Genomic DNA, 25,860 nt, shown 5'->3' on the forward strand with positions numbered 1-25,860 from the left:
TGCCAAATCCATTCATCAGTATTTTACCAAACCACCCAGATTATCCTTCATGACTCATAAATTCAAATTCCTCTCTTCGCTTGTGTTGTGCGGTACCATCCTGGCCAACTGTCAGCAGCCACAGGCTTCCAACACCGTTTCTGGCGTACTTTCTGAAAAACAGGCCCAAACCGCTGCCCTTTGGCCGGAGGTAAAAAAAGAAACCCGGCCTTGGACGCGCTGGTGGTGGATGGGCAATGCGGTGGATGAACAAAACATTGACAGGCTACTGGATGAATACGCGAAAGCCGGGATAGGCGGCGTGGAGATTGCGCCCATTTACGGGGCCAAGGGGCATGAAAATAAGTACATAGACTTCCTCTCACCTAAATGGATGGGAATACTGGATTACACCGTGCAGAAAGCGGGCAGTCTGAACATGGGCGTAGACATGACCCAGGGAACGGGCTGGCCTTTCGGTGGCCCGCAGGTGAAGCCGGAATACGCTGCTTCCCGCCTGATTTTGCAAAAGTACGCCCTAAACGGAGGCCAGACGCTAACGGAAACGCTGGAGGTGAAAGACCCTAAGCAAAAGGAGCTAGGCGTGGCGCTGCAGGCCGTCATGGCGTACAGTGACAAAGGCGAAATCCTGAACCTCACCAACAAGGCAACCGCCGATGGAAAGCTGAACTGGAAAGCCCCGGCCGGAAACTGGGAGATTTACGCCGCTTTCAACGGAAAGACCCGTCAAATGGTGAAAAGAGCGGCTCCGGGTGGGGTGGGTTATACCTTAGATCACTTGTCCAAAACAGCCACGGAAGCATATTTGCAGCCATTTACCCAAGCCTTCAACGGCAGCAACCACGGGGTAAGGGCTTTTTACAACGACAGTTATGAAGTGTACGGTGCAGATTGGTCAAGTGGCTTTTTTGATGCGTTCCAGAAAGGAAGAGGCTATGACCTACGGCCGTATTTGCGTGAATTGGTGAGCAAAGAGCACACAGAAACAGTAACCCGCCTAAAGTCTGATTACCGGGAAACCATGAGCGAAATGCTCTACAATAACTTCTATACCCCTTGGAACGATTGGGCGCACAGACACAACAGTCTTACCAAAAACCAGTCGCACGGCTCCCCCGGAAACCTCCTGGATTTGTACGCCGCCGTTGATATTCCGGAATGTGAGACCTTCGGCTCCAGCTATTTCCCCATCCCCGGCCTCCGCCGTGACAGTGCCGATGTACGGAATGTAGATCCAGATCCTATCATGCTGAAGTTCGCTTCCTCGGCGGCGCACGTATCTGGCAAGAACCTGGTGTCAAGTGAGACCTTTACCTGGCTGGGAGAGCATTTCAAAACGTCCTATTCCCAGATGAAACCAGAGGTGGAGCAGGTCTTCTTGTCTGGGGTCAATCACGTGTTCTACCACGGCGTAACATACTCGCCAGAGGAGGTAGCCTGGCCGGGCTGGTTGTTTTATGCCTCTCTGAACATGACACCCGCCAACAGTTTATGGCCGCAGTTCAACGGGTTCAACCAATATATTACCCGGGTACAATCTGTGCTGCAATCTGGCAAGGCAGATAACGAGATTCTGGTGTACTGGCCCATCCATGATGTGTGGAGCAAGCCCGAAGGCATGCAGATGATGATTGGGGTGCACGAAGTGGATGAATGGCTGCATCCTACGCAGTTCTACAAGCAGTCAAAGCAACTGATGGAAGCGGGCTATTCGCTTGACTTCGTCTCTGATAAAATGCTGCACCAATCCAAGGTGAACAACGGCCAGATTATCACGGCTGCGGCGGCGCCGAAGCATAAAGTGTTGGTATTGCCCCAAAGCAAGTACATGGCCGAAACCACCTTTGAAAGAGCTATTCAATTGGCCAGCGAAGGCGCTACCGTCATCATAGAGCAATTGCCCACCGATGTGCCCGGCTTGCATGACCTGAATAACAGAAGACAAAAGCTGAAGCAGTTGACGCAGTCCCTCACTTTCACAGATGCGGGCAACGGCATCAAACAAATGAAAGCCGGCAAAGGCGAAATCCTTTTAGCGAAGGATATTCAAAAGGCCCTCGCCTCTAAAAACATCCACCGCGAGTCTTTGACCGACACCGGCCTGAAATTCACCCGTCGCGACATTGGCACCGGGAAGTACTACTACCTGGTGAACCATACGCCTAAAACCATTGACACCACTATTCCCTTGAACCTGACGGCCCAATCAGTAGTCATGCTAGATCCGCAAAGCGGAAATGCCGGTCTGGCCACCTCTTCAACATCCAATGAGAAAACCAACGTGCGGGTACAAATGAACTCCGGCGAAGCCCTTATCCTTAAAGCTACTACCAATCAGACACCAGAAGTTTTGGCATGGCAATACCTGGAGAATGCCGGTGCTCCTACGGAAGTAAAAGGTACCTGGAACCTGCGCTTCACCCAAGGCGGGCCTGAGCTACCGGCCGCCCAGCAATTGACCCAACTGAAATCCTGGACAGAGCTTCCAGATAAAAAAGCCGAAGCCTTCTCTGGTACTGGCGAGTACACCATCACCTTTGAGATGCCTTCCAAAAAAGCAGGCGAATATGTGCTGGATTTAGGAAAAGTAAGCGAAAGTGCCAAAGTATGGATCAACGGTCAGGAGGTAGGTTATATCAATAGTATTCCGTTCCAGGCACGGGTAGGCCACTACCTGAAGCCCGGTAAAAACACCATGCAGGTGGAAGTGGCAAACCTCATGGCCAACCGCATCCGGCACATGGACCAGAATAAGATACAGTGGCGCAATTACCATGAAATCAACTTTGTGAACATTAACTACAAGCCGTTTGATGCCTCCGGGTGGAAACCAATGCCTTCTGGGTTGCTGGGGCCTGTTACTGTTACGCCGTATAACACCTCCGCCGGTAAAACTACCGGCGCTCTGTGAGAAAGAAGTAGTTTTCCATTGCAACACCTGGAGCGTGTAACCAATAACGGAAATCCGTTAAGAGCTTGTTTAAATTTCAGGTTTGCTGGCTCAACTAGTCAGAGAAAGGTTCTGCGGAAGGGTTTTTTGAGCCGCGTAGCAGCGTTACGGGGCGAGAAAAAGGCGAACGCAGGTTCTTTTTATGGCAATTTGCAGCGCAAAGATGAAATTTAAACATGCTCTAAGTTCTGAAGAACGTCAGGCGCAGCAGAACCCTGGTTATTAATTTAATCAGCATTCAGTGAAAAGGGCAACAGGAAATTGAGTTTCTGTTGCCCTTTTCCTTTGATGGTAGGTGTTTCCTATGCGTGGCAAAGTCATCAACTCTTCACTGTCCAGACCCTGTGACCATCAACCCGGTTTTTTTAGGTGAGTTTTATAAAAAGGAGGCCTAAAAGGGAAGCAGGTCTCTAATGCAGGTACTATGTCAAAAACAGATGGGCTTAGGTTGGTTGCTTGTTCATAATATGCTTACTAGTCGTTTTAGCCCTATTTCCCTGAAAATAGCTATAAATCAGAAATCTATGTTGCCTGGCTGGTGATTTGACATAGCATCTGATAACGCTTCTGTTGCAGCGAGGGAAGGTACTTCTGATTATTATAAAGCATCACCGGATAGAACAGGATACTTGTGTCAAGCCTCTGGCTTATTTTTAAAGCAAATGAGAAGCAACCATTAAAATGAGTAGCAAAGCATGCACATAGAGAAGGCTTGTTTTAGGGCTGTTTTTAGTAAAATGACCCTAAAACAAGCCTTCAAAACGAAAGCAGCAAAGAAGCGTGGGCCGGCGGCGCAATGATTTGCTTCAGTATCATTCCCGGTAAAAACTTAAAATTTAGTATTCATTTTCCATATTACCACAACACGTAGCACATGTTCTTCAGAAGAATCTTACTCCTTAGTTTACTTCTGCTGGGTACGGCAGAGGCTTTCTCTAAAACACCCGAAACCAGACAAGTAAAATACCTCTCCGGCACTGATAACAGGAATACCGTAGCCTGGGACTTCATGGTGACCGGAGGTCGGCAAAGCGGTAAGTGGACTACCATTCAGGTGCCCTCGCACTGGGAGCAGCAGGGCTTCGGGGCGTACAACTATGGGCGCGACTACGTAACCTACGGCAAGAACTTCCGCTTCGCGGATGAGAAAGGAATGTACAAGCACAAGTTCCAGGTTCCCAAGAACTGGAAGGGGAAGGACGTGTACATTGTGTTTGAGGGTTCCATGACCGATACAGAGGTAAAGATCAACGGCAAGTCGGCGGGGCCCATCCACCAGGGGGCATTCTATCAATTCAAGTACAACATCAAGGACAAGCTGGAGTATGGCAAAGACAACCTGTTAGAAGTAACGGTGAGCAAGATGTCGGCTGATCCGTCAGTGAACAACGCAGAACGCTTAGCTGACTATTGGATCTTCGGGGGCATTTTCCGGCCCGTTTACTTAGAAGCATTCCCAACCGAGCATGTGGCCTACACCGCAATTGACGCCAAGGCAGACGGGGCTTTCTCCATGAACGTGCACCTGGTGCATCCGCAGCCGGGGCGCGAGGTGGTGGCTGAGGTGGTGGACGCCACCGGAAAAGTGGTGGGTACCGGCCGCGCTACGGTTTCTAAGGACACGTTGGTGAATATCCAAGCCAAAGTGAACAGCCCGCTGCAGTGGACTGCTGAGACGCCTAACCTCTATACCGTCAAAACCTCTATCAAGTCGGGGAGAAAGAACCTGTATCAGACTTCGGAGAAATTCGGGTTCCGTACCATTGAGATCCGGCAAGGAGACGGCATCTACCTCAACGGCACCAAGATCAAGATGAAAGGCGTGAACCGCCACGTGTGGTGGCCAGAGACGGGCCGCTCCGTGAACCGCGACATTGACCTGATGGATGTGAAGCTGATGAAGGAAATGAACATGAACGCCGTGCGGTGCTCCCACTACCCCCCAGACAAAAGCTTCCTGCAACTCTGCGACTCCTTAGGCCTTTACGTGCTGAATGAATTGGCGGGTTGGCAGAAAGCGTACAGCACCAAAGCCGGGGCGCCGCTGGTAAAGGAAATGGTGACCAGGGATGCCAACCACCCGTCCATCATCTTCTGGAGCAACGGCAACGAGGGAGGGCACAACAAAGAACTGGTAGACGATTACGCCCAATATGACCTTTCTAACCGGCCGGTCATTCATGCGCACCACCGCCCAGGCAACGCGTTCAACGGTATTGACTGCAACCACTACGAAGACTACTACAGCACCAAAAACCTTTTGGAAGGCCCCAATATCTACATGCCCACCGAGTTCCTGCACTCCCAGGATGATGGCGGCGGCGGAACCTCATTGGCTGATTTCTGGGAACTGCACTGGAACAGCAAACTGGGCGCCGGAGGCTTTCTGTGGGATCTGGCCGACGAGGGAATCGTACGCACTGACCTGAACAACATCATTGACGTGAACCGGGTCAATGCCCCTGACGGCTTGGTGGGCCCGCACCGCGAGAAAGAAGGCAGCTTCTTCGCCATCAAGGAAATCTACTCACCGGTGCACATCAAGATGGATAAACTGCCCGCTGCTTTTGAGGGCACCATTCCGGTAGAGAACAGGTACCATTTCACCAACCTGAACCAGTGTACGTTCCAGTGGGAGTTAGCGGATTACCGCAAGCCTGGTGATACGTTCACCGGTTCCGTTACCCGGAAGAAAGGCACCGGTGCCGGGCCGTCTATTGCCCCAACGGCCAAAGGAAACCTGAAACTGAACCTGCCCACTGATTGGAAAAACTATGACGTGCTGATGCTCTCGGCCTATGACCCGCACAAGGAACTGCTCTATACCTGGACTTGGAACGTCAAAACCAATGACAAACTGCTGGACGGTATTGTGCTGCTGACCAAAGAACAAGCCAAGGCCGCCGGCAAACCAGATGCCGCCAACCAGAAAAAGACGGCTGAGCCAGAGTGGAAAGTAGAGGTAACCGAAACGGATTCCACCATCATGCTGAAAGGAGGGGAGATCGCGATCAAGCTGAACAAGAAGAAAGGCACCTTGATGGAGGTTCTCAACACCACCGCCAAAAACCTGAACTTCGGCGATGGGCCGGTGATGGTCTCCGGCAGCGCCAAAGTAGCCAACGTGAAGCACTACAAAGACGGCGACGGGCACGTAGTGGAAGTCAACTATACCGGAGACCTGAAATATGCCAAATGGAAGATGCACGGCAGCGGCTGGGTGAGCCTGGATTACGAGTATAACCTGAACGGCAACTACCCATTCACCGGCATCAGTTTCACCTACCCAGAGAACTTCATTATTGGGGCCAAGTGGCTGGGCAAAGGCCCGTACCGCGTCTGGAAGAACCGACCACAGGGGATGGAACATGGGGTTTATGAAAATTACTATAACGATGTGCAGACCGGTAGTGCGCCGTGGCAGTATCCAGAGTTTAAGGGTTATTTCTCAGACATAGCTTGGATGGAGTTCAACACCGCGGAAGGCAAGTTCATTGTGGCCTCTCCGCAGGAAGGTCTGTTCGTGCGCCGCTTCGACTTCTACGGACTGTCGGGTATAAAACCGCACCCAGAGCTACCCATCGGGAATGTGTCCTTCCTGGATAACATCCCGCCCCTAGGCACCAAACTGGCCCTCAACATCAGCGCCAACACCAGGAACCTAGGCCCCGCAGGCGAGTTGAACAAGGTCTCCGGCCCAATCAAACGCACCCTGTACTTCTACTTCGGTCTGCCTAAGACAGACGGCAACTCCCAGCAGTTTGACAGGCCTGTGGTAAACGAGTTGTTCTAAACAAAGAACCCCTGGTAAGTTGTAGCGCTTATCAGGGGTTCTTCGTTTTACAGCTTTATTTCAACGTTTAGGCCTTTGTTGCAAATGCAAAGAGATGCAGAAGCGAGAAGGTAATGTGTGTTCGCGAATTCTTATTGTTAAAGGTCTGCCTGAAAGTAGTAGCGCAGGTTTTGTCAAAGCAAATGCTGATCTTAAGAATCTGCCAAATAGCAAGGAAACTGCAAAGTAGCAGGTAACGTGAACTTGGGAAATATCTGGATCACTATCCATCCATATTGCCGTGCTAAGGGCAGATTCTCCCCTTGAGGATTGCCCAAACGAGAGTTTGAGGCAGCGAGCGCAGCGCAGGAAGAGGGGTGTTTACACAGGGAAGCACACATTCCAGAACTTATTATAACTCAAGTTGCGACCCGCTCTTTCGGAGTTCCACTCCGGAAGCACTCGGTCGGGGAGTTCCACTCCCCTTCTTTTGCCCCTGGCTCCCGGCGGAGTGGAACTCCGCAGCAGGCAGGTTTGGGAGTGGAACTCCCGAACAGCGACAGCAGCAAAAGTTTCCCTACAAGAGGAGCCTGGGAGGGGTGAGTAGAGCTATCCATTTGTTCAGCTTTTGTAAAGTGCAACTTGGGGTAGTTCCTAACCTCTGCTGTTCCGCCATCCTGCCAGTGGTTCCCGGCGAGTCTGGAGACTCGCTTCATCCCATGGCACGAGACGGGAGACTCGCGCCAGTAGGTTCTAACTCCCTGCTTTCGCGATGCCGCCCGCTCCAAAGGCCTCGTAGTGTGCGCAGCTTCTACGGGTGTCTGCGCCAATGCCGTTTCAAGCCTGTTTTTCGCAAAACAGCCCCTAAACAGAAATCTTGCAGGAAGGTGAGCCCAGGCAGACGCTTTCGCTAGTCTTGTTCCGGAAGATCTAGATAGCTTCTATGTTGAAATGGCACAAAAAGATTGAAGGTTTCTTTTGTTGAGTTGGGCAGGATGGTGCAGGATGATTATAGGGATATGAATAAATAGTTTGTACGCATATCATCTACCGTTTTCTCCCTTCCTACACCCGGTGTTCGTTTGACCGGGTTTTATAAATTTTTACTTTAAAATCCTCTGGTATGAAAAGAAGTTTGCAAGTAATGCATGGACATGGCCCATTGAAAGACGGAGGAGAACACACGGGAAAGCCCATGTACCGTTACCAGCATCAGTACAAGCAAACAGCATTATTGCTGATGTTGTTCTTCGTATGCACCACTGGCTTTGCCCAACGGTATGTGGAGAAGTTAGGGCGGGGGGTGGTAGCAGTAAGAACGAACGGCAGCGAGGTGTTTGTGAGTTGGCGTGTTTTGGGCACTGATCCCCAGGACATCGCTTTTAACCTGTACCGGGGAAAGAAGAAATTGAATGCTTCTCCCATCACAGGAGCTACCAACTTTATAGATAAAACCGCCTTAAATGAATCGTACACCGTACGTCCCATCCTAAGTAAGCGGGAACAAGCGGCTTCTGCTCCGGCTTCGGTCTGGACAGAGCCGTTCAAGCGCCTGCCCCTGCAACAGCCACCCGGTGGTACTACCCCAGATGGCGTAAATTACACCTACAGCCCCGGTGACTGTAGCGTAGGTGATCTGGATGGCGATGGGGAGTATGACCTGGTAGTGAAGTGGGATCCTTCCAACGCCAAAGACAATTCGCATGCTGGTTATACCGGCAATGTCTACCTAGACGCCTACAAGATGGATGGTACCAGGTTGTGGCGGATAGATCTAGGTAAAAACATTAGAGCAGGCGCCCACTACACTCAGTTTATTGTCTATGACCTGGACAGTGACGGCAGGGCGGAGTTAGCCTGTAAAACCGCTGATGGTACGGTAGATGGAGCCGGGGCTGTTATTGGCAACCCTTCCGTAGATTACCGGAATGAAGGCGGATATGTCCTGCGTGGCCCGGAGTACCTCACCCTCTTCAATGGCCAGACGGGTGCCGCCATGGCCACTGTAGAGTATGTGCCCGCCCGCGGCAATGTGGCCAGTTGGGGCGATAGGTATGGCAATAGGGCAGACCGGTTTCTGGCCGGAGTAGGTTATTTTGATGGGCAGCGCCCAAGCTTGCTTATGACCCGCGGCTATTATACCCGGGCGGTGCTAGTAGCCTGGGATTGGCGTAATGGTCAGCTCACCCAACGCTGGCGGTTTGATACCAATGACCCAGGCAACAGCGCCTATGCGGGCCAGGGAAACCATAACTTAAGCATCAATGACGTAGACAGAGACGGCAAAGATGAGGTTTCTTTCGGGTCTGTGACCATTGATGATGATGGCAAAGGTTTATACAACACTGGTTTAGGTCACGGAGATGCACAACACGTAGGCGATTTGGATCCTGATCGTCCGGGTCTGGAGTCCTGGACAGCGCATGAATCACAGAGGCAGTATCAAGGGAATGGGCTCTGGATGCGTGATGCAGCTACTGGTGAAAAGCTATGGGGGGTACCAGCCACTGGTGACATTGGCCGGGCGATGACCGCAGACATTGACCCCAGGTACAAAGGGTATGAGGCCTGGGGACCGGTAGGTGGCCTTTATACCGCAAAAGGAGTGCAGATCTCAACCGCCAAACCCCGCAGCATGAACTTTGGCAGTTGGTGGGACGGGGATCTGCAGCGCGAGCTCTTGGATGGTGCGTCTATAGCCAAATGGAACTACAACGAGGGCACGATGGAAAGAATACTTTCGGCAAGAGACTTTGGGGCCGCCAGCAACAACGGAACCAAAGCCAACCCTGGGCTAAGCGCTGATATTCTGGGTGACTGGCGAGAAGAGGTAATTTACCGAAGCAGCACTAACAATGAGTTATTGATCTTTACCACCACCATTCCCACCACCCACAGGTTGTACACCTTTATGCATGACACCCAATACCGGGCCGCTGTTGCCTGGCAGAACGTGGGGTACAACCAGCCGCCTCACACCAGTTTCTACGTAGGCGAAGGCATGGCAACTCCTCCAACTCCTGTTATTATTCCGGTACCTGCCGCTACTCCTATTCCCGCTAAAGCTAAACGTTGACGTTAATCATGCCAGCAAGCCTCTTCAGTTCGCATCTGTTGAATTCTTTTTTCTGCCAAGTATTCAAGCCTAGCTGATGAAGCTGTTTAGAGTTTTCTGCCTGTTTTCATAAAAGTAGCCTAAAAATGACGCTACAAGCAGATGCTTGCGGGAGTGCACAAATTAGACCTCTTGTTTTTGGCCTGTTTTCATCAAAGTAGCCTAAAAACGCTGACAGAGACATGCCTAGGGGAATTGCTTTAAATGCGGGTTTATGAAAAACTCTAAACAAGTTCGATTTCAATCTTAGAGAGCTTGCTTGTCAGTCTTCAATAACAGGAGCCAGAGTGCCTCGGTAGGTTTTGATATTCCGGCGCCTTTTTTGAATTTCTTCGGAAGTTCGGCTGGTTGTGTTTTTCCGGTTTGCGGATCAAACCACAGACCAGTGTACGCTTTCCTGGGTAGCTTTTGGGTCAGGGTTATTGTTTGACCGGAAAGGGAAGACAGTAGCAGTGTGTTCCTTTCTTTATCTGCCAAAACCCAGTTCTGAGCGCTTTGGGCCAGAAGTCCGTCCTGAGGTTGCATCTGCATGAGGTTCTCTGCTAAATGATGCTGTACAAAGGCATCCAGCGGATGAGCGTCTACCGTTCTGCCTTGTCCGTGCCCGGCGGTTGGGTTGCGCATAATTACTTGGGCACCGCCGGCCATCAGAACGGGAACCGGGCCTGCGCCGCTATGCCACGCCACAATGGCTTTGTCTGGGTATTTGGTATGATACTCCCGTACCTGGCGGTAGACTTGCTCTGGGGTGGTGGGGTCGCCAAACTCTTTGGGGTGCATTTCCCGGAAGGCCAGGTTTCTGCCTCCTTCCGGTGCCCATAAAGAGCCATCCGGCAGATAATGCCAGTAGCGCATGTCTATGACGGCAACCTGTCTGGCAAGCTCCGGATCAGCCAGAACGGCATCTGTTACGTTCTTGCTGGTGTCCAGCACCAGGCGCACTTTGCGGTTATTCTGTTGCTCCCACTCAGCCACCGTTTGCTGGAAGAATTTCTGAAACTCAAAAGGCCCGGAATATTGGAAACTTAGCCCAAAGATGATATTGTCAAACTTCCCTAGCTGATCCAGTACATGGAAGATGTACGCTCGGTGCAGTGCGCGAAGCTTGGGGTTGGTAGCGTCATAGAACTGATTTGCCACGTGTACCCTGGCTTTGGGTTCCAACGGATCGGGTAGGTTCGTCTCATTTATGTTGTTGGCAGGTCTCCACGGGAAGTCAATCCAATGGGAAGCCGTCTCCAGTAAGTTATGGTTGTTATACAGGTGGTGGTACAGCACAATGCCTTCCTGGTCACTGAGCCGGGCAAATTCCCGGGTGCGGTCAAAGTACCAGGGATTGTACGTGCCCACGTCATAACGGCTTAAGCCATCCCAGGCTTTTCCTTGTCCGCTACGGGCCCAGGGAAGTTCGTAGAAGGCCGCCCAAACATTGCTGTTGGGGCGCTCCGCAATAGAATGATCGTCTCGCCTACGGTCATACCAAATAGCGGGCCCACTTTGGTAAAAAGGAGTGCCTTGCGAAGCCACGCGACAAGCCAACCCCGCTAGGTCTTCCGTCAGGCCCGGCCCTACCCTACCCGGAACATAACGCGTAATGCTAAGACCTGCATCTAGCGCATTGGCGGGAGAGGTTTGCCCTAACCACCAGGCATCGTTGACCATTCCACCCCAGAGCGCTTTGTTCCCTAGCACAAACCGGCCGTTTACAATTTGTAAAGGAGAATGGGCTTGTCTCTGCTCAGATGCTGCTGGAGTGAGGTCTTTGGCGGTGAACTCCTTTAGAGAAGCTACACCTGTTTGGGAGCTTTCAACTGCCTGTTTACTTATTGCTGCCAAGGCTTGTTTGCCAAGTCTTTTTAAAAGCTGGTTGGCGTAGAGCGGCTCAGGGGAAGTGATGGCGACCACCGGTGCAGTAGCAGGGCCCTTGGCCACGATTTCTTGCGCAGTACAGTTCCAGATGACAGAGTTGGCCGCCGTCCAGCCGCCGGCCTGTGCCCGTTCCATGTCATAGGTGAGCCTTAGACCCGCTCCGTTTACCTGCACGTTTTCATAAAGTACGCCAGAAGCCCAACTCTCATAAGATCCGCTCGGGCCCAAGGCATTGGTAGCAGTACAATTGAGAAAGACATTAGGGCCCGCTGCGGTAAAGCCGATGGCAAAATCGTTGATTCCCGTATCTGCCGTGCAGTGCTGGACAAGCACCTGCTGGCCCTCTACTAAAAAGCTATGCCTGCGGTAACCGCCAATCTCAGAGATGGGTTGCTCATTCCGGCAGTTTGCCACGGTTATCCTTCGGCCGCGAGGGCCAACCTGCACCGCAGACGAAACAAAATGACGCGCCGTAATTCCTCGCACCCAGGCATCCTGCACCTGGTCTACACTGATGGCAAACCAGGCGTGTTCCTCCTCCTTCGGGTTGGTCTTGGTAAACTCACTCTCCAGAACCAGGTTCTCAATGCCGATGTGCTGTAGCAGTTCCCCAGCTGTTACTTTCGCTAAAGTGCCGCCTCCGTACTGTTGCTCCAGAGCAGTGGTGATAGGGGCATCAACGGTAATCTGTTTTTTTGCTGGGTCTATGGCCGTAACCGTGCGATCCCACACAAGGTCTCGGGAGCCTGCCGTCCAATGAAACCGAAGATCAGGAAACACCCCCTTCAAGGTATCCATGCCCAAGGCGGTGATCCATTCTTTTGCGCTGGGGCGAGTGATGACGACGCGGTCTCCACTGCGCAGCCCTTCCAGATTTGCCAGGGTGAAGGTGCGGCTGCCCGCCGGAACTACTTTATCTGTTATTTTAAGAAAAGAGGCTGTTTTCGGCGGTGTTTTGGTACCCACCACAATCAAACTTCGCCTGTCTCTGCCGGTAGCTGCAAGGGTGGTGGTTTGGTGGCCACTTCCTCTAACTACCACGCCATTTTTGTTTAGCCGGAGTTGGCCAGAGACCAGGAATTTTCCTTCGGCCAGTTGTAACGCGCCCCTGAATCCATTAGGGTGCAGCGGCAAATTGGCCACCTGATCCAGGGCCGCCTGTAATAACCGGGTGTCATCTTGCCCGGTAGGGCGTACGGTCAATACCGCCGGAACCACAGGGAATGAAACACCGCCTCCGCCGTAGCCGGCATGTGAAAAGTCAATAGGGGGGAATGCGGCACCCGGTTTGGTTTGTGCCTGAAGAGAGAGCGACAGGCCCGTAAGTAGGAGCGTAGCCAAGCGCAAAAGTAACCTCGCTGATATTTGCTGCTTGTGGCGAAAGCTGATGGGTAAGGGTGAATTCATTACAGGTTCAGAGGAGTTTCTATACTACTTTCCTTTAAGGGCTTGTTTAAATTTGAGGTTTGCAGGCGAAAATGAAATTTAAACATGCTCAAAACCAAACATCCGGTTTTAGGGCTGTTTTTCTGAAAACAGGCTCAAAACCGGATGTTTGCGTGTTTATGATTGTTCTCTATGGAGTAACGTTTGTGCTGTTCTGCACTTTCAACGGGCTGTTGTCTTTGGTCTGAAGGATTACTTGCTCAAATGTCCAGTCTTTGGCGTAAGAGATTTCTCCGGCGGTGGCAGATTGTATTTTGATATTCTTCAGGGTAAAACCTTGAATAGAAGATTTCTCAATACCGGACGCAGCAAGGGCTTTTCTGGCACCAGAGGCCGTAATGTTGGAGATAGTCACGTTCCTGAACGTAGGAATGCCGCGCTCCTCGGGTTCCACTTTCCGGAGCATGGTTTTCCAGTGTTCAGGAATTGTCTCAGGAGAGTAGCCTTCTGGGAGGGTGGAGTAGCTGTAGCTAGGGTTCCAGTTCATGGAAACCTCAAGGGCGGTACCCACGCCGTCCAGCTCAATGTTTTGCAGGTAAATATCTTCCACGGTGCCGCCCCGCGTAGTGGCCGATTTAAACCGCAGGCCTACGCCCGTTCCCTTCGCTTTCAAGTCATGCGCCAGTACATGCCTGATTCCGCCAGAGGTTTCGCTGCCGAAGGTGATCAAGCCGCCCCCGGCGCGGGAGATGCAATTTCTGATCACCACATATTCTGTGGGGCGGTTTACCCGTAAGCCGTCCCAGTCACGGCCAGATTTAAGGCAGAAGTTATCGTCGTTGCAGTCAATGTCGCTGTTCTGCACCAGCACGTAGGAGGAGGAGTCAATATCAATGCCGTCTGTGCTGGGGCCGTGCCCGTCAATGTTGTTCTGGATGACCACGCCGTCTACGGTCACATGATCAGAGTAAAGGATATGGATAGTCCAGAAACCCGCCTGTTTTAGGGTGATGTTTTCAATGGTGACATTGGATGACTTGGAGACCAGGAGTGTGCGAGGCCGCTTGGCATCATAATCTACAATCCAGCGCAGTTTTTTAGGCTCATACGCTTTGCGCATGTTCCAGTAAAGATCCCAGAACGGTTTGCCCTGCGCATGCACCACGCCCTTGCCGGAGATGGCTACTTCTTCCTGCTCCAATATATTGATGAGGGCTGATGGCCATTTCATCTCGATACCCGCCACCCGGGTATCCATCTCTGGATAATCTGCCAGGTTCTGGCTCCCTAAGAGTTGGACGCCTTCGTCTATCCGCAGGTGAACCCCTTTTTTCAGGTAGATAGATCCGGTTAGATAATTGCCCGGTTTGAACGTGACAATGCCTCCGCCATTTGCCCAGCAGGCATCAATAGCAGCCTGGATGGCTTGGGTGTTAAGCGTTTTACCATCATTTACAGCACCGTACGTGGTTGCGTTAAACTCTTTCTTCTTGCCAGGCATTTTCTTGGCACCCACTTCTTTCACCCAACTGAGGGTAGAACTACCGGTGACGGGTGTCTCTACCTTGCATCTTACAAAAGATAAGAAGAGAGCGCTTAAGGCTAATAAGGTGATGAAACGGTTATTCTTCATAGCGTAAGGAAGGGTGAGCATAGGGTCTTGCCGTGTCTATTGTTTTTTGTTGGGCTTAAGGCTGATATAGGTAGGCTTGTCTCGGTCACAGGTGAGGTGGCCATTTGCATACTCTAGCTCTACCAGCTGAATCACGCTTCTTTTGGCGGCAACAGAAGTACTGGGTGCCGGATTTGCTTTCGATCTCCCGGGGTGGGTAAAGTAAAACAGGTAAGCTTTGTCGCCGTTCACAACCACATCAGGGTGCCCGCCAATGGCCTGGTCATCGGTTCCTTGGCCGGGCTCCTCTAACAGCCGTTCTTCCTGTGCTTGCCAGTTGAGTAGGTCATTGGACTTAAATACCTGTAGGCCTTTCCAGGCGTCAATGATCATCCAGTAGTGGTCTTTCCATTTGAACACCTTCGGGCCTTCGCCTCTGGCCTGTAGGGCTTTGCCTTTGTCCTGCCAGTGATAGAGGTCTTTGCTGTCTGCGTAGTAAATAGATTTACCGTCTCTTTCATTGTTGTACCAAAGGCGCCAGGTGCCATCTGGGAGCCGGAATACGCTGGCATCAATGACCTTATCGGTCACCAGGGGCAAGGTAGATTGGTAGTCCCAGTTAAACAGGTCTTTGCTGGTTAAGTGGATGATGTGGCGCGGATGGTTCCAATCGGTGAAGATGCCGGGCACGTAGGTGAGGTACATGTGGAATACGCCGTCATGTTCTATTACGTCTGGTGCCCAATGGGTGTAGGCGGCAACCGGCCGATAATTGATGTTCGCTGTGTCGCGGTACTTCCAGGTAGCGCCGCCGTCAGTTGACTCGGCTATCCCAATGCGGGTACCATGTACCCAAGTGACTCCCTCGGCCTTTTCATCGGTTGCTCTTCGGTTTGTGTAGAGCATGAACCATTTTTTCTCTTTTTTATGGTAGATCACCACCGGGTCAGCGGCACCATCATAGATGGGGTCTGTAAACAACGGCTTAGCAACCGGTTGGCTGGTTCTCTTCTTTTGCGCAAAAGCACTTAAAGGCAACAGAAAAATCAAAAGCAGCAGACAATGCTTAAAACGCCTGGTTTGAGACTGACGCCACAAAAAGGATAAATCAATAGACATACAGTTAGGTACCTTCAAAATTGGATAGAGAATAAGCTGTTGACCAGGACAGATGTCACAAGTCTTATTTTTAAAAGTAGTTCCTTATAGAAAGCTTTCTATCCTGTGCTGTCCTGTGAAGGCTGTTCAAGGGGAAGAATTAGAAGCATGGACTATGTAAGTACAGGATAGATGCTTGTTCAGACTTACACAAAGGTGTGCGGTCAGCCTTAAGTACGGCTCCTCTAGCTACCGTTAAACAGTTTATGCTTAATTTGGGTAAAACGGCCTTAAAACAGAAGCCTGTCCTGCGTCTCAACATTTCAACGCGATCAAAGGATACAAGAAGTGCTTGACATAGCGCATCTGTGGGGCATCCCTTAAGACTAACATCTTTGCAGTAACTATTCTGGGATTAAAATATTTTCAAGAATAAGGGGTGTTTTCTCCCTTTTATTAACAACACGGCTTCTTAGTCAAAGAAAAAAAAGGAAATAATTAACAAATGGCAGGCCGGGGCAGGACAGTGCAGGATAGTTGTCCTGTGAACACTTATTAGCTTTATAGGATAAAGGATTGCTTGAATAGTTCAAGTGTTTCGTACTTTTATGAAAACCCTATGAGAGAACTCTACTAAGTTAATTTTACCTCTGCACGAATGGATGCTCATGCATTGCATTCTGAAAGCAAGCAGCTTGCCGAAAACCTGCCAAGCGGGAAATGCAACAGCAGCACGACGCTAAATGCGGATGTCACGATAGTGGCAAGAGGACGGGTGATAATGCAAGGCTTCCCCCTTGAGCCTGCCCCAAAGCACTAGTTCCAGCAGGATCACCAGTAGTGAAGCTTATTTCCCAAAACCAGCTCATATTCACAACAACGGCAGGAGACTTATTTTCCTATTTGGTTTTGCAGGCCTGCTATAGATAAGATCACCAAGTGCGTGTGGTTTGCAGGGCTTCAGCTTTCCGGTTCCGTGTGTTTGCCAGAGGTGCTCAAATCCTAACTGTTTTTCGCTTGTTTTTATAAAAACAAACGGAAAACCATCAAAGATTTATCTTGATAGCTGTGCTGCAAGCCAATAGAAGTAATGAAAAAAGATTATTGATTTCTTAGTATGAGAGAGTTTAATTATTAAAAGAAGGCTGTGGTATTTGAGGTGATTTTTACTGCAGAAACCATCATGCATGGTAGATAACAACACAAGATTAAAGCCTTTACTATTAACTATTATTATGATCAAATCTGTAAAAGTTTTATTGTACTTCCTGTCATTGTTAGTTCTTCTAACTAATTGTGATGATAAGGACGAATATTACGCAAGACCCGAAACCCTGGAGCCCCCTATTTACCAGCAATTAGAAGCGAAGGGCAACTTTAAAAGCTTTTTAGCGCTGGTTGATAAGGCTGATTACAAGAATATCCTTAGCGCTGCCGGCTACTGGACACTTTTCGCCCCCAATGACGAAGCTTTCACTAAGTATTTTGCCGCAAATGGTATTGCTGGGGTAGACGCTGTAAGTAAAGAAACAGCCATCAAAATTGTTACCTATGCTTTAGTCTATAACGCCTTTATGACAGACCGGCTAGATGATTACCAGGATAATATAGGCTGGGTTCCTGATCAAGCTTTTAAACGCCGGACTGCTTATTACAAAGGTATATATACCGGCCCTGCAAAAGTAGGAAATCAGGTATTGCAGAATCAGAACATCATTTCCGGAAACAGAAGCGGAGGGTATGTATTTGCTGATAATAATAATAAGTACATCCCGTACTTTATGCAGATCTTTTTCGCAAATCAGCGGCTTGCCGGTACAGATTATACTTTCTTTTACCCAGGTGTAAATTGGAATCAAAACTTCCATGTGGCTAATGCAAAAGTGGTGACACCTAATATTATTGCTGAGAATGGTGTCATCCATGAAGTGGATAATGTCATTCTACCGCTTGAAAACATAGAGGAGTATATAGCCAGCAAACCAGAATACAGTGTATTCCGGGAGTTGTTTGAAAAGTACATGGTGTATTACCAGCAGAGCCCCGAGGCCACGGAGCGAAATCGTATCCTAACGGGCTCAACAGATCCTGTATATGCTAAAATCTATGACGGGCAGTTGGAATTTGCTTTGAATGATGAGGGGTTTGAGGTGCGGGGTGCCAGCCGCCTGAACAACGAAGGCCAGTCAAACACTTACACCATTTATGCCCCTAAGAATGATGTCGTCACAAACTATATAAACAGGGTGATACTCCAGCATTACAATTCATTGGATGAAGCGCCGGTAGAGATCATCCGCGATTTTCTGAATGCGCATATGTTCACCACGGCGGTATGGCCCTCTAAATTTGCGCAGGCACCCCTTAAAACGAGCGAAGAGGCCAGAATAAACCCCAACAGCAACGTAGTAGATGCAAGAATATTGAGCAATGGGTTTTTCTACGGCACCAATAAAGTGCAGGAAGCCAATGTGTTCCATACGGTTTACGGGAAAGCCTACCTTGATCCAAAGTATTCTATGATGATCAGGGCGTTGGCAGGGTATAAAGAAAGCCTTACAACGCCCAACGTGAGATATACGCTGTTCCTGATCTCTGATGCCGCCTTAACCGCCGCCGGATTCTCCTGGGATACCCGGTTCAACTATTGGGTGTACACCCCACCTACAGGAGGAACTGTTGTCAATGGCCCGCAGGCACAAGTGAGGCTGCAGAGAATAATAGACCAGCACATTGTCACCGCGGCCGATAACCGAAACACTGTATTCAATGATCTAAGCGGTGAGGGTATTCTCCAGACCTTCAGTGAGGAATACATCAGATTCAATAACAAGAAAGTATTTGCCGCCGGTAATGTTGACAAAGGAGAGCAAGTTAGCTTGACTGGCCCAGTGCAGACCAGCAATGGGGTTGTCTATTATGTAGATCGTATTCTGAACTTCTCTGAGCTGAAACCAAGCCAGCACCTTGCGGCAAACCCTAATTTCTCCCATTTCTATAATTACCTCAGAAACTCCCCTCTCATGTATGATGCGGCCACGCTAGATGTAAAAGGAACAACCGTAGGAACGCCATATACCTACCTGATTCCTACCAATGCAGCCATACAGCAGGCCGTGAAAGATGGTATTCTGCCCGGCACTACGGCAGGGGTTCCCAACTTTAATCCTGCAACGCCTGAACAGCGTGATCAAGTGGCCAGGTTTCTCCAGTACCATATCATCGCAAAAGAGCAGGTGCCGTTTGAAAACCAGGCTGAGGAGCCAAGGGGTTATGAGACTATATTCCAAAACGTTAGCGGCAATATAGGTATCCTGGGGGTTTCCTACTCCAATGGGCAGATGGTGATCACAGATGCCAATAACAGGAAAGCGACTGTTGTAAAGGCAAACAGTAATGTGTTGTCTAACAGAGCTATCATTCACCAGATTGACAATTACTTACTGTACCGGGAAAATTAAGAGTTTACAGAATCTATAGAGTATTGATATGAAAAGATTTTTAGGGAGTTTCTCTTATTTGATTCTCACTGCAGTTTTTGTCTGCTGCAGTGTGTTGGCCAATGCCCAGGCTGGGCAGACGATTGTGAGAGGAACAGTAACAGACAAGGCCACAAAAGAGCCGCTGATAGGGGTGTCTGTCTATGAGATAGATAACGAAAACCGTACCCTGGCTGGTGTTAGTACCGATATTAACGGTGGTTTTGCCCTGCGGATGAAGAGCCCCCAGAACAAAGTGGTTGTCTCCTACATTGGGTATAAGAACTTTACATTCAATGTAAATAACAGATCTGTGGTCAATGTGGCGCTGGAGTCTACCATGAACATGCTGAATGCGGTAGAGATTGTCTCTGAGCAAAAAGCAAGTACGGGTATGCTGGACGTAGATACCCGTAACCTGACATCTGCGATCAGCACAATAGATGCCAGGGCACTGGCTGAGTTGCCCGCTGCTTCTATTGATGAGGCGCTGCAAGGGCGAATGGCGGGTGTAGACATTGTGGCAAGCACCGGTGACCCAGGGGCGGGAATGCAGATCCGTATTCGGGGAACGTCTTCCATTAACTCTTCTTCTGAGCCGCTGATTGTGGTGGACGGGATGCCCTATGACATAGAGATTGCCTCTGACTTCAACTTTGCCACGGCAGATGAGCAGGGCTATGCGCAGCTCTTGAACATCGCACCTACAGACATCAAAGAAATATCAGTGCTGAAAGACGCCGCCGCTACCGCTGTATGGGGTGCCCGGGCATCTAATGGTGTACTTGTAATTACCACCAAAAGAGGTAGGGTAGGAAAACCAACCGTGAGCTATTCCTTCAGAGGATCGGTTACCAAACAGCCAGACCCGCTGCCAATGCTAAACGGCGACCAGTACTCCCAGTACATTCCGGAAGCTTTTATGAACAGAACGGGTACCCCGCTGAACACCACTACTGTCAAGGAGTTTCAGTATGATCCCAAAGACCCTTATTGGTACCATAATTACAGCCAGAACACCAACTGGATTGATGAAATTACCCAATTAGGACACATCCAAGACCATAACATTTCCTTGTCTGGTGGCGGTGATAAGGCCAGATACTACACTTCTATCGGTTACTTCGGGCAGCAGGGTACCACCATTGGGACAGACCTTTCCCGTATCTCGGCCCGCATCAACCTGGACTTTACCGTGTCAGACAGAATCAGATTCAGAACGGATTTATCTTACACGCACCTGGACAACAACCAGAACTACACCAACACCATCAGAAACGTAGCTTATAACAAGATGCCTAATATGAGTGTGTATGAGTACAATGAATTCGGAGAGCGGACACCTAACTATTTTTCACCGGCAAACAATGTGCAGGGAGGTTATATTGGCTCTGACGACCCGAACCGTAGTTCTGGTACCTTCAACCCAGTAGCTATGGCGCTTGAAGGAGTAAACAGACAGTTAGGCGAGCGCATTATACCCAAATTCAACATCCAATATGATGTGCTGCGAGGCTTGCTGCTTGCCACTTCTGATATTCAGTTCGATATCAATAACAGCAAAACAAAAATGTTTCTGCCGCAGACTGCTACCGGAAGACCCTGGACAGAGACCACTGTAAATAGAGCGTCAGACTCTGATGCTGACAGGTTTAGTGTTATCACAAAAACAAACCTGCTCTATACTCCAAGATTGGGTGATAACCACAGCTTACAAGGTTTACTATCCTTTATGACATTTGATGCCAGAAACGAGGGTTTCGGGGTTATGACATCTAATACAGCCTCTGCTTATCTGCAAGATCCATCTATTCCTTCCAGAATTCAGGGCAATGAACACCGGTTAGGTTCTTCTTCTTCACAAACCAGAAGCGTTGGTCTTTTGCTGAATGTCCAATATGGGTTTCTGGATCGCTATATCATCAACGTAGGTGTTCGCGGGGACGGAAGTTCCAGATTTGGGGAGAATAACCGTTACGGTACTTTTCCTTCTATCTCTGGGCGTTGGAGAGTGTCTGGTGAGCCGTTTATGCAGGGCTTTACCTTTATTGATGACCTAAGCTTAAGGGCTAGCTACGGGGCAAGCGGCAACGAGCCCCGGGCAAGCTACGGTCACTTTGACCTGTATGAAAACTACAACTACAACTACCTGGGCATGGCCGGTTTGTATCAATCCACCATGAGGCTGAATAACCTGAAGTGGGAGACAGTAGTACAGTCAAACCTAGGTATTAACCTGGTTCTGCTCCAGCGGCGTGTTTCCATAGACGCTGATATTTACAAGAGGCGCACAAAAGACATGTTCTTCCAAGACCTGCGGATTTCGTCTGTCTCAGGCTTTACTGATGTGGACATGAACGTGGGCACCATGGACAATATGGGTTGGGAGTTAGGGTTGAACCTGACGGCTTACAAAGCAAGGGATCTTACGGTGGACTTCGGCCTGAACTTGTCCAACAACCAAAACATGATCAGAGAGATTTCAGAATTCTACCCGCGTGAAAGGGGAAATCTGAATGCAAACGGCAACTACCTGATCACTATCCAGGAAAACAACCCATTCGGCTCTTTCTATGGGTACAAGTTTAAGGGTGTGTACAAAGACGCCGAGGCCACTACTGCCAAAGACAGAAACGGGAACGCCATTGTAGGGCCTAATGGGCAGGTGGTGCCTATGCGTTTTGGGTACCCCGCAATTGACTACGTGTTTCAGCCTGGTGATGCCATCTATGAAGACATCAACCATGACGGCAACATAGACTACAAAGATGTGGTGTACCTGGGTAATGCAAACCCTAAACTTACCGGTGGTTTTGGCCCTACAGTAAGTTATAAGAACTGGAGACTGAACATGTTCTTCAACTTCAGATACAAGTATGACGTGGTAAACCAGACCAAAATGTACACAGAGAACATGTATGACTACTCAAACCAAAGCACCGCTATCTTAAGAAGATGGCAGCGCTCCGGGGATGAGACAGACATGCCGCGTGCCTTGAACAGAATGGGGTACAATTGGCTCGCATCAGACCGGTACGTAGAGGATGGATCTTTCCTGAGGTTTAAAACCCTCACCATCAGATACAACCTGCCTAAGCACATCATAGAAAAGCTACGGGCAAATGAACTGAGCGTTTATTTCACAGCAAACAACCTACTTACCTTCACAAAATATACCGGTCAGGATCCTGAAGTTGGTTTGGCAGGGGGCGATCCGTTCAGGATCGGGTTTGATACCTCCAGAACTCCCCCAGTGAAGACTGCGACGCTTGGTGTGAATGTGAGATTTTAAAGTATTAAACAGAAAGATAGAATGTTAAAGGCATACGTATACAAAGTAGCACTGGTGCTAATGGTTTTGGTTTCAAGTGCATGCGACAGCTGGCTTGATCTGAAGCCAGAGAACGGAATTGTAGGGAAGGAATTCTGGAAAACAAAAGAGCAGGTAAATTCTGCCGTGGTAGGAATTTACGCTTCTATGTTGGATCAGGATTTTGCGGAGAAGATCTTCTTGTGGGGAGAACTTAGGTCAGACATGCTCATGGCTAACACAGGCATCAGGTCTAATGAGTTGGAGGTGATGAACGGAAACATAGTAGATACCAACCCCATTGCTGACTGGAGGCCGTTTTATAGAACAATAAACCAGTGCAATACAGTGATAGAGCTTGCGCCAGGGGCCCTTGCCGAGGACAGAACGTTCACGCAGGAACAGCTGAATGCTTATCTGGGAGAAGCTTACGCGATCAGAGCGCTCATGTACTTCTATCTGGCCCGGAGCTTCGGTGACGTTCCATTGAAGCTAACTGCCACCATAAGCGATGACCAGGCGGTTGCCCTGCCTAAATCACCCCAGGCCCAGGTGTTGAACCAGGTGGCAAAGGACTTACTGCAGGCAGAGGAATTCGCCGTTATTAACTACGGAAACAATGCTTTTAACAGAGGCCGAATCACCAGGTACTCGGTAAACGCGATGCAGGCAGATGTGTACCTATGGAAAGAAAAGTACGATAGTGCCATTATTGCTACCGATAAAATCATCAACTCAGGACAATTCGGCCTGGTACAAGGAGTAAATAACCCACAGTGGTTCCAGCAGCTATACGCACAGGGCAACTCAAGCGAAATCCTGTTTTCATTGCAATTCAATGCCCAGCGGACAAACCCTTTCTTCCCAATGTTCAGCACCGTTACTGGTAGAAGGTTTGTAGCGGCAACACGTGTCTTGGAACAAGTTTTCCCCCCAGACCCGGTAGATGTATTAAACGCTGATCTCAGGGCAAATGCTTCTGTTAGAGTAACAACGGGTGAAGTTTGGAAGTACATGGGCCTCACAGAGGAAGAGCGAAGAACCCAAGACCAATCTTATGCGCACTGGATATTCTACCGCTATGCAGATGTGCTGCTGATGAAGGCAGAAGCGTTGGTGGCCCAGAATAACGGGAGAGGGGCAGAGGCGTTGGAATTGATCCGCACCGTTAGGCGACGGGCAAATGCCCTTCCGGGAACCGATAACGCGAACATTGATCCAAATTCAACGAATGACATGATCAATTTCATTTTGGATGAACGTGCCCGCGAGTTCGCCTTTGAAGGCAAGAGATGGTATGATGTGTTAAGGAATGCCCGACGGTCAGGTTATTCACGTCAGGATTTGCTAAACCAAATGGTTTTAAACAGCGCCCCACCAGACAGACAACAGTCTATCTTAAACAAGTATAAAGACCCGAACAGTCATTACTGGCCAATCTACCAGTACGAACTGACTACTAACAAGAGTCTGGAGCAGAACCCTTTCTACATAGGCAGATAGTTAATTTAATTTTTTTAAATATGAAAAATCTAATTTTTCACAAAAGCTTTAAAGCCGTGGCTTTGAGCCTTCTTTTAATAACCTCTTTATGGGGTTGTGAAGAGCAGAATATTGACGTCGCTACAACTAGTGACGTGAACATGCTGGGCTATTTTGAGAAAAACGCAGATCAGTTCTCCAGTTTGATACAAATTCTGGAAAAAACGGAAGTGGCCGGTTTCCTGTCAGCCTATGGTTCCTATACCATGTTTGCGCCAACCAATGAAGCCATTGACGTCTTTCTAAAAGAAAAGGGGGTTACTTCTGTTGATCAGTTAGAGGCTGATGAGTTGAAGCGGATAGTACGGTTCCACCTGGTGGAGGATACCATTGCCACCTCAGAGTTCACGGATGGTAAGCTCCCCAGCATCACCATGCTGGGGCAATATGTAATCACGGGTGCTGAGCTGGAGAATGGGGTTGCCAGAACACGCGTGAACAGACAGGCAAATGTGGTACAGGCTAACATAAGGGTTGGGAATGGAATTGTTCACTCCATTGACCGTGTATTGCAGCCTGCAAGCCAGACGGTGGGCCAAATGCTGGAGAGCAACCCAGAGTACTCCATCTTTACTACTGCTTTAAAACAAACAGGTTTATTTAACCAGTTAAACGGGGCCAATACACAAACTGGATGGTACACGGTGTTGGCACAGAAGAACTCTGTCTACCAGAGTATGGGTATTACCAATTATGAAGAGTTAAAAGCAAAATATTCCCAAACCGGAAACCCAGCTGATAAAAGTGACAGCCTATACCTGAATATGTCCTACCGTATTCTGAATGATAGTAAGTACCTGGCGGATCTAGTGACCGCACCTTCTCATGCCACACTGGCTCCTCAGGAGGTGATCACCTCTATGCTGAAGGGGGAACAGGTATTGATTAATGAAGATGTTTTTAACGGTGTGCGGGAAGAGGGCGCTCTGGTAGACAGAAGAGCAAGCGACAATACGGCAACAAACGGGGTACTACACACGGTTACAGAAAACTTCCAGATTAAAAAGAGAAACCCGGTACGGGTGTACTTTGATGTGGCAGATCAGCCGGAAATAAGAATACTGCCGGCGTTTAGAAGATCTGGCGCACCAGGTGTAGCTTTCCCTATTGGCTCTCTGAAAGATGTTCTTGTGGAAGGTTCCAATAATCCAACTATCACCTATAGGCCTGGCTCAACCGGTGATGCAGACGGTTATGCCTATCGTGACTACTTGGAGGTTCGTATGAGTGCAAACGTGGCCAGAGTGGTGGAATTCACCACGCCCACTATTGTCAAAGGAAGATACAGAGTGTGGGTTGCCTTCAGAACAATATTAAGAACATCGCCGCTACAGGTATATTTCAACGGGCAGGTGCTGCCAAGAACAATTGATATGTCACTTTACTATCCGGGTGGAAACGAAAGAGAGTTGTTGGCACAGGGGATAAAAAGGCACGTGTCTGATACGCCAGGTAACTCTTATGCAAGGCTAGCCGGGACAGTTACCGTTGAAACGACTGGAAGACACAAAATTAGATTTCAAGGCCTTACCAATGACAATGGCGTCCATCGGATTGATATGATCCAATTCATCCCAGAAGATCAGGATCAGTTATTCCCCAAAATAGCAAGAGACGGTACCTTGGTTCAAGAACAATAAGGAGATAGTATTAAAATTAGAATTTACCTGTAAGGTACACTGGCAGTTGTTTTCAGATCTGCCAGTGTACTCTAAAGATGATTTTAT

General features: G+C 49.3%; 10 protein-coding genes. 7 read left to right on the forward strand and 3 right to left on the reverse strand.

Annotated elements, in window-relative coordinates:
- The first annotated feature begins 49 nt into the window (after positions 1-49).
- The 3 genes from HHO50_RS10870 (at position 50) to HHO50_RS10880 (ending at position 9,798) form a co-directional block, all read left to right on the forward strand.
- Positions 50-2,911, forward strand: coding sequence for a glycosyl hydrolase (locus tag HHO50_RS10870; RefSeq protein WP_181306045.1), 2,862 nt, complete (start codon positions 50-52; stop codon positions 2,909-2,911).
- A gap of 913 nt (positions 2,912-3,824) precedes the next feature.
- Positions 3,825-6,743, forward strand: coding sequence for a glycoside hydrolase family 2 protein (locus tag HHO50_RS10875; RefSeq protein WP_181306047.1), 2,919 nt, complete (start codon positions 3,825-3,827; stop codon positions 6,741-6,743).
- Positions 6,744-7,845: 1,102 nt separating this feature from the next.
- Complete coding sequence (locus HHO50_RS10880) at positions 7,846-9,798, forward strand: rhamnogalacturonan lyase (RefSeq protein WP_304621529.1); 1,953 nt, start codon at positions 7,846-7,848, stop codon at positions 9,796-9,798.
- 285 nt (positions 9,799-10,083) lie between these two features.
- Here the strand turns inward: HHO50_RS10880 and HHO50_RS10885 are convergent, their stop codons facing one another.
- The 3 genes from HHO50_RS10885 to HHO50_RS10895 form a co-directional block, all read right to left on the reverse strand.
- Positions 10,084-13,113: a DUF6298 domain-containing protein gene (locus tag HHO50_RS10885; protein ID WP_181306049.1), complete on the reverse strand. Its 3,030-nt coding sequence runs from the start codon at positions 13,111-13,113 to the stop codon at positions 10,084-10,086.
- A gap of 169 nt (positions 13,114-13,282) precedes the next feature.
- The gene (locus HHO50_RS10890; protein ID WP_181306050.1) at positions 13,283-14,725 is read right to left on the reverse strand and encodes a glycoside hydrolase family 28 protein; all 1,443 of its coding nucleotides are present in this window, start codon (positions 14,723-14,725) and stop codon (positions 13,283-13,285) included.
- A 36-nt stretch (positions 14,726-14,761) separates the two neighbouring features.
- Entirely contained in the window at positions 14,762-15,823 is a 1,062-nt protein-coding gene (locus HHO50_RS10895) for a family 43 glycosylhydrolase (protein WP_181306052.1), read from the reverse strand.
- A 1,214-nt stretch (positions 15,824-17,037) separates the two neighbouring features.
- On the opposite strand from HHO50_RS10895, the gene HHO50_RS10900 reads away from it, so the two are divergent.
- From HHO50_RS10900 to HHO50_RS10915, 4 genes are read left to right on the forward strand one after another with little or no spacing between them, the layout of a single operon-like run.
- Positions 17,038-19,263, forward strand: a complete 2,226-nt coding sequence (locus tag HHO50_RS10900; protein WP_181306053.1) for a fasciclin domain-containing protein — start codon at positions 17,038-17,040, stop codon at positions 19,261-19,263.
- A 28-nt stretch (positions 19,264-19,291) separates the two neighbouring features.
- Positions 19,292-22,573: a SusC/RagA family TonB-linked outer membrane protein gene (locus HHO50_RS10905; protein ID WP_181306055.1), complete on the forward strand. Its 3,282-nt coding sequence runs from the start codon at positions 19,292-19,294 to the stop codon at positions 22,571-22,573.
- Positions 22,574-22,594: 21 nt separating this feature from the next.
- Positions 22,595-24,094, forward strand: a complete 1,500-nt coding sequence (locus tag HHO50_RS10910) for a RagB/SusD family nutrient uptake outer membrane protein (RefSeq protein ID WP_181306057.1) — start codon at positions 22,595-22,597, stop codon at positions 24,092-24,094.
- 20 nt (positions 24,095-24,114) lie between these two features.
- Positions 24,115-25,773: a fasciclin domain-containing protein gene (locus HHO50_RS10915; protein ID WP_181306059.1), complete on the forward strand. Its 1,659-nt coding sequence runs from the start codon at positions 24,115-24,117 to the stop codon at positions 25,771-25,773.
- The last annotated feature ends 87 nt before the right edge of the window (positions 25,774-25,860 follow it).

Origin of the sequence: Rufibacter sp. XAAS-G3-1 (assembly GCF_013623775.1) — a bacterium.
Taxonomy (GTDB): domain Bacteria; phylum Bacteroidota; class Bacteroidia; order Cytophagales; family Hymenobacteraceae; genus Nibribacter.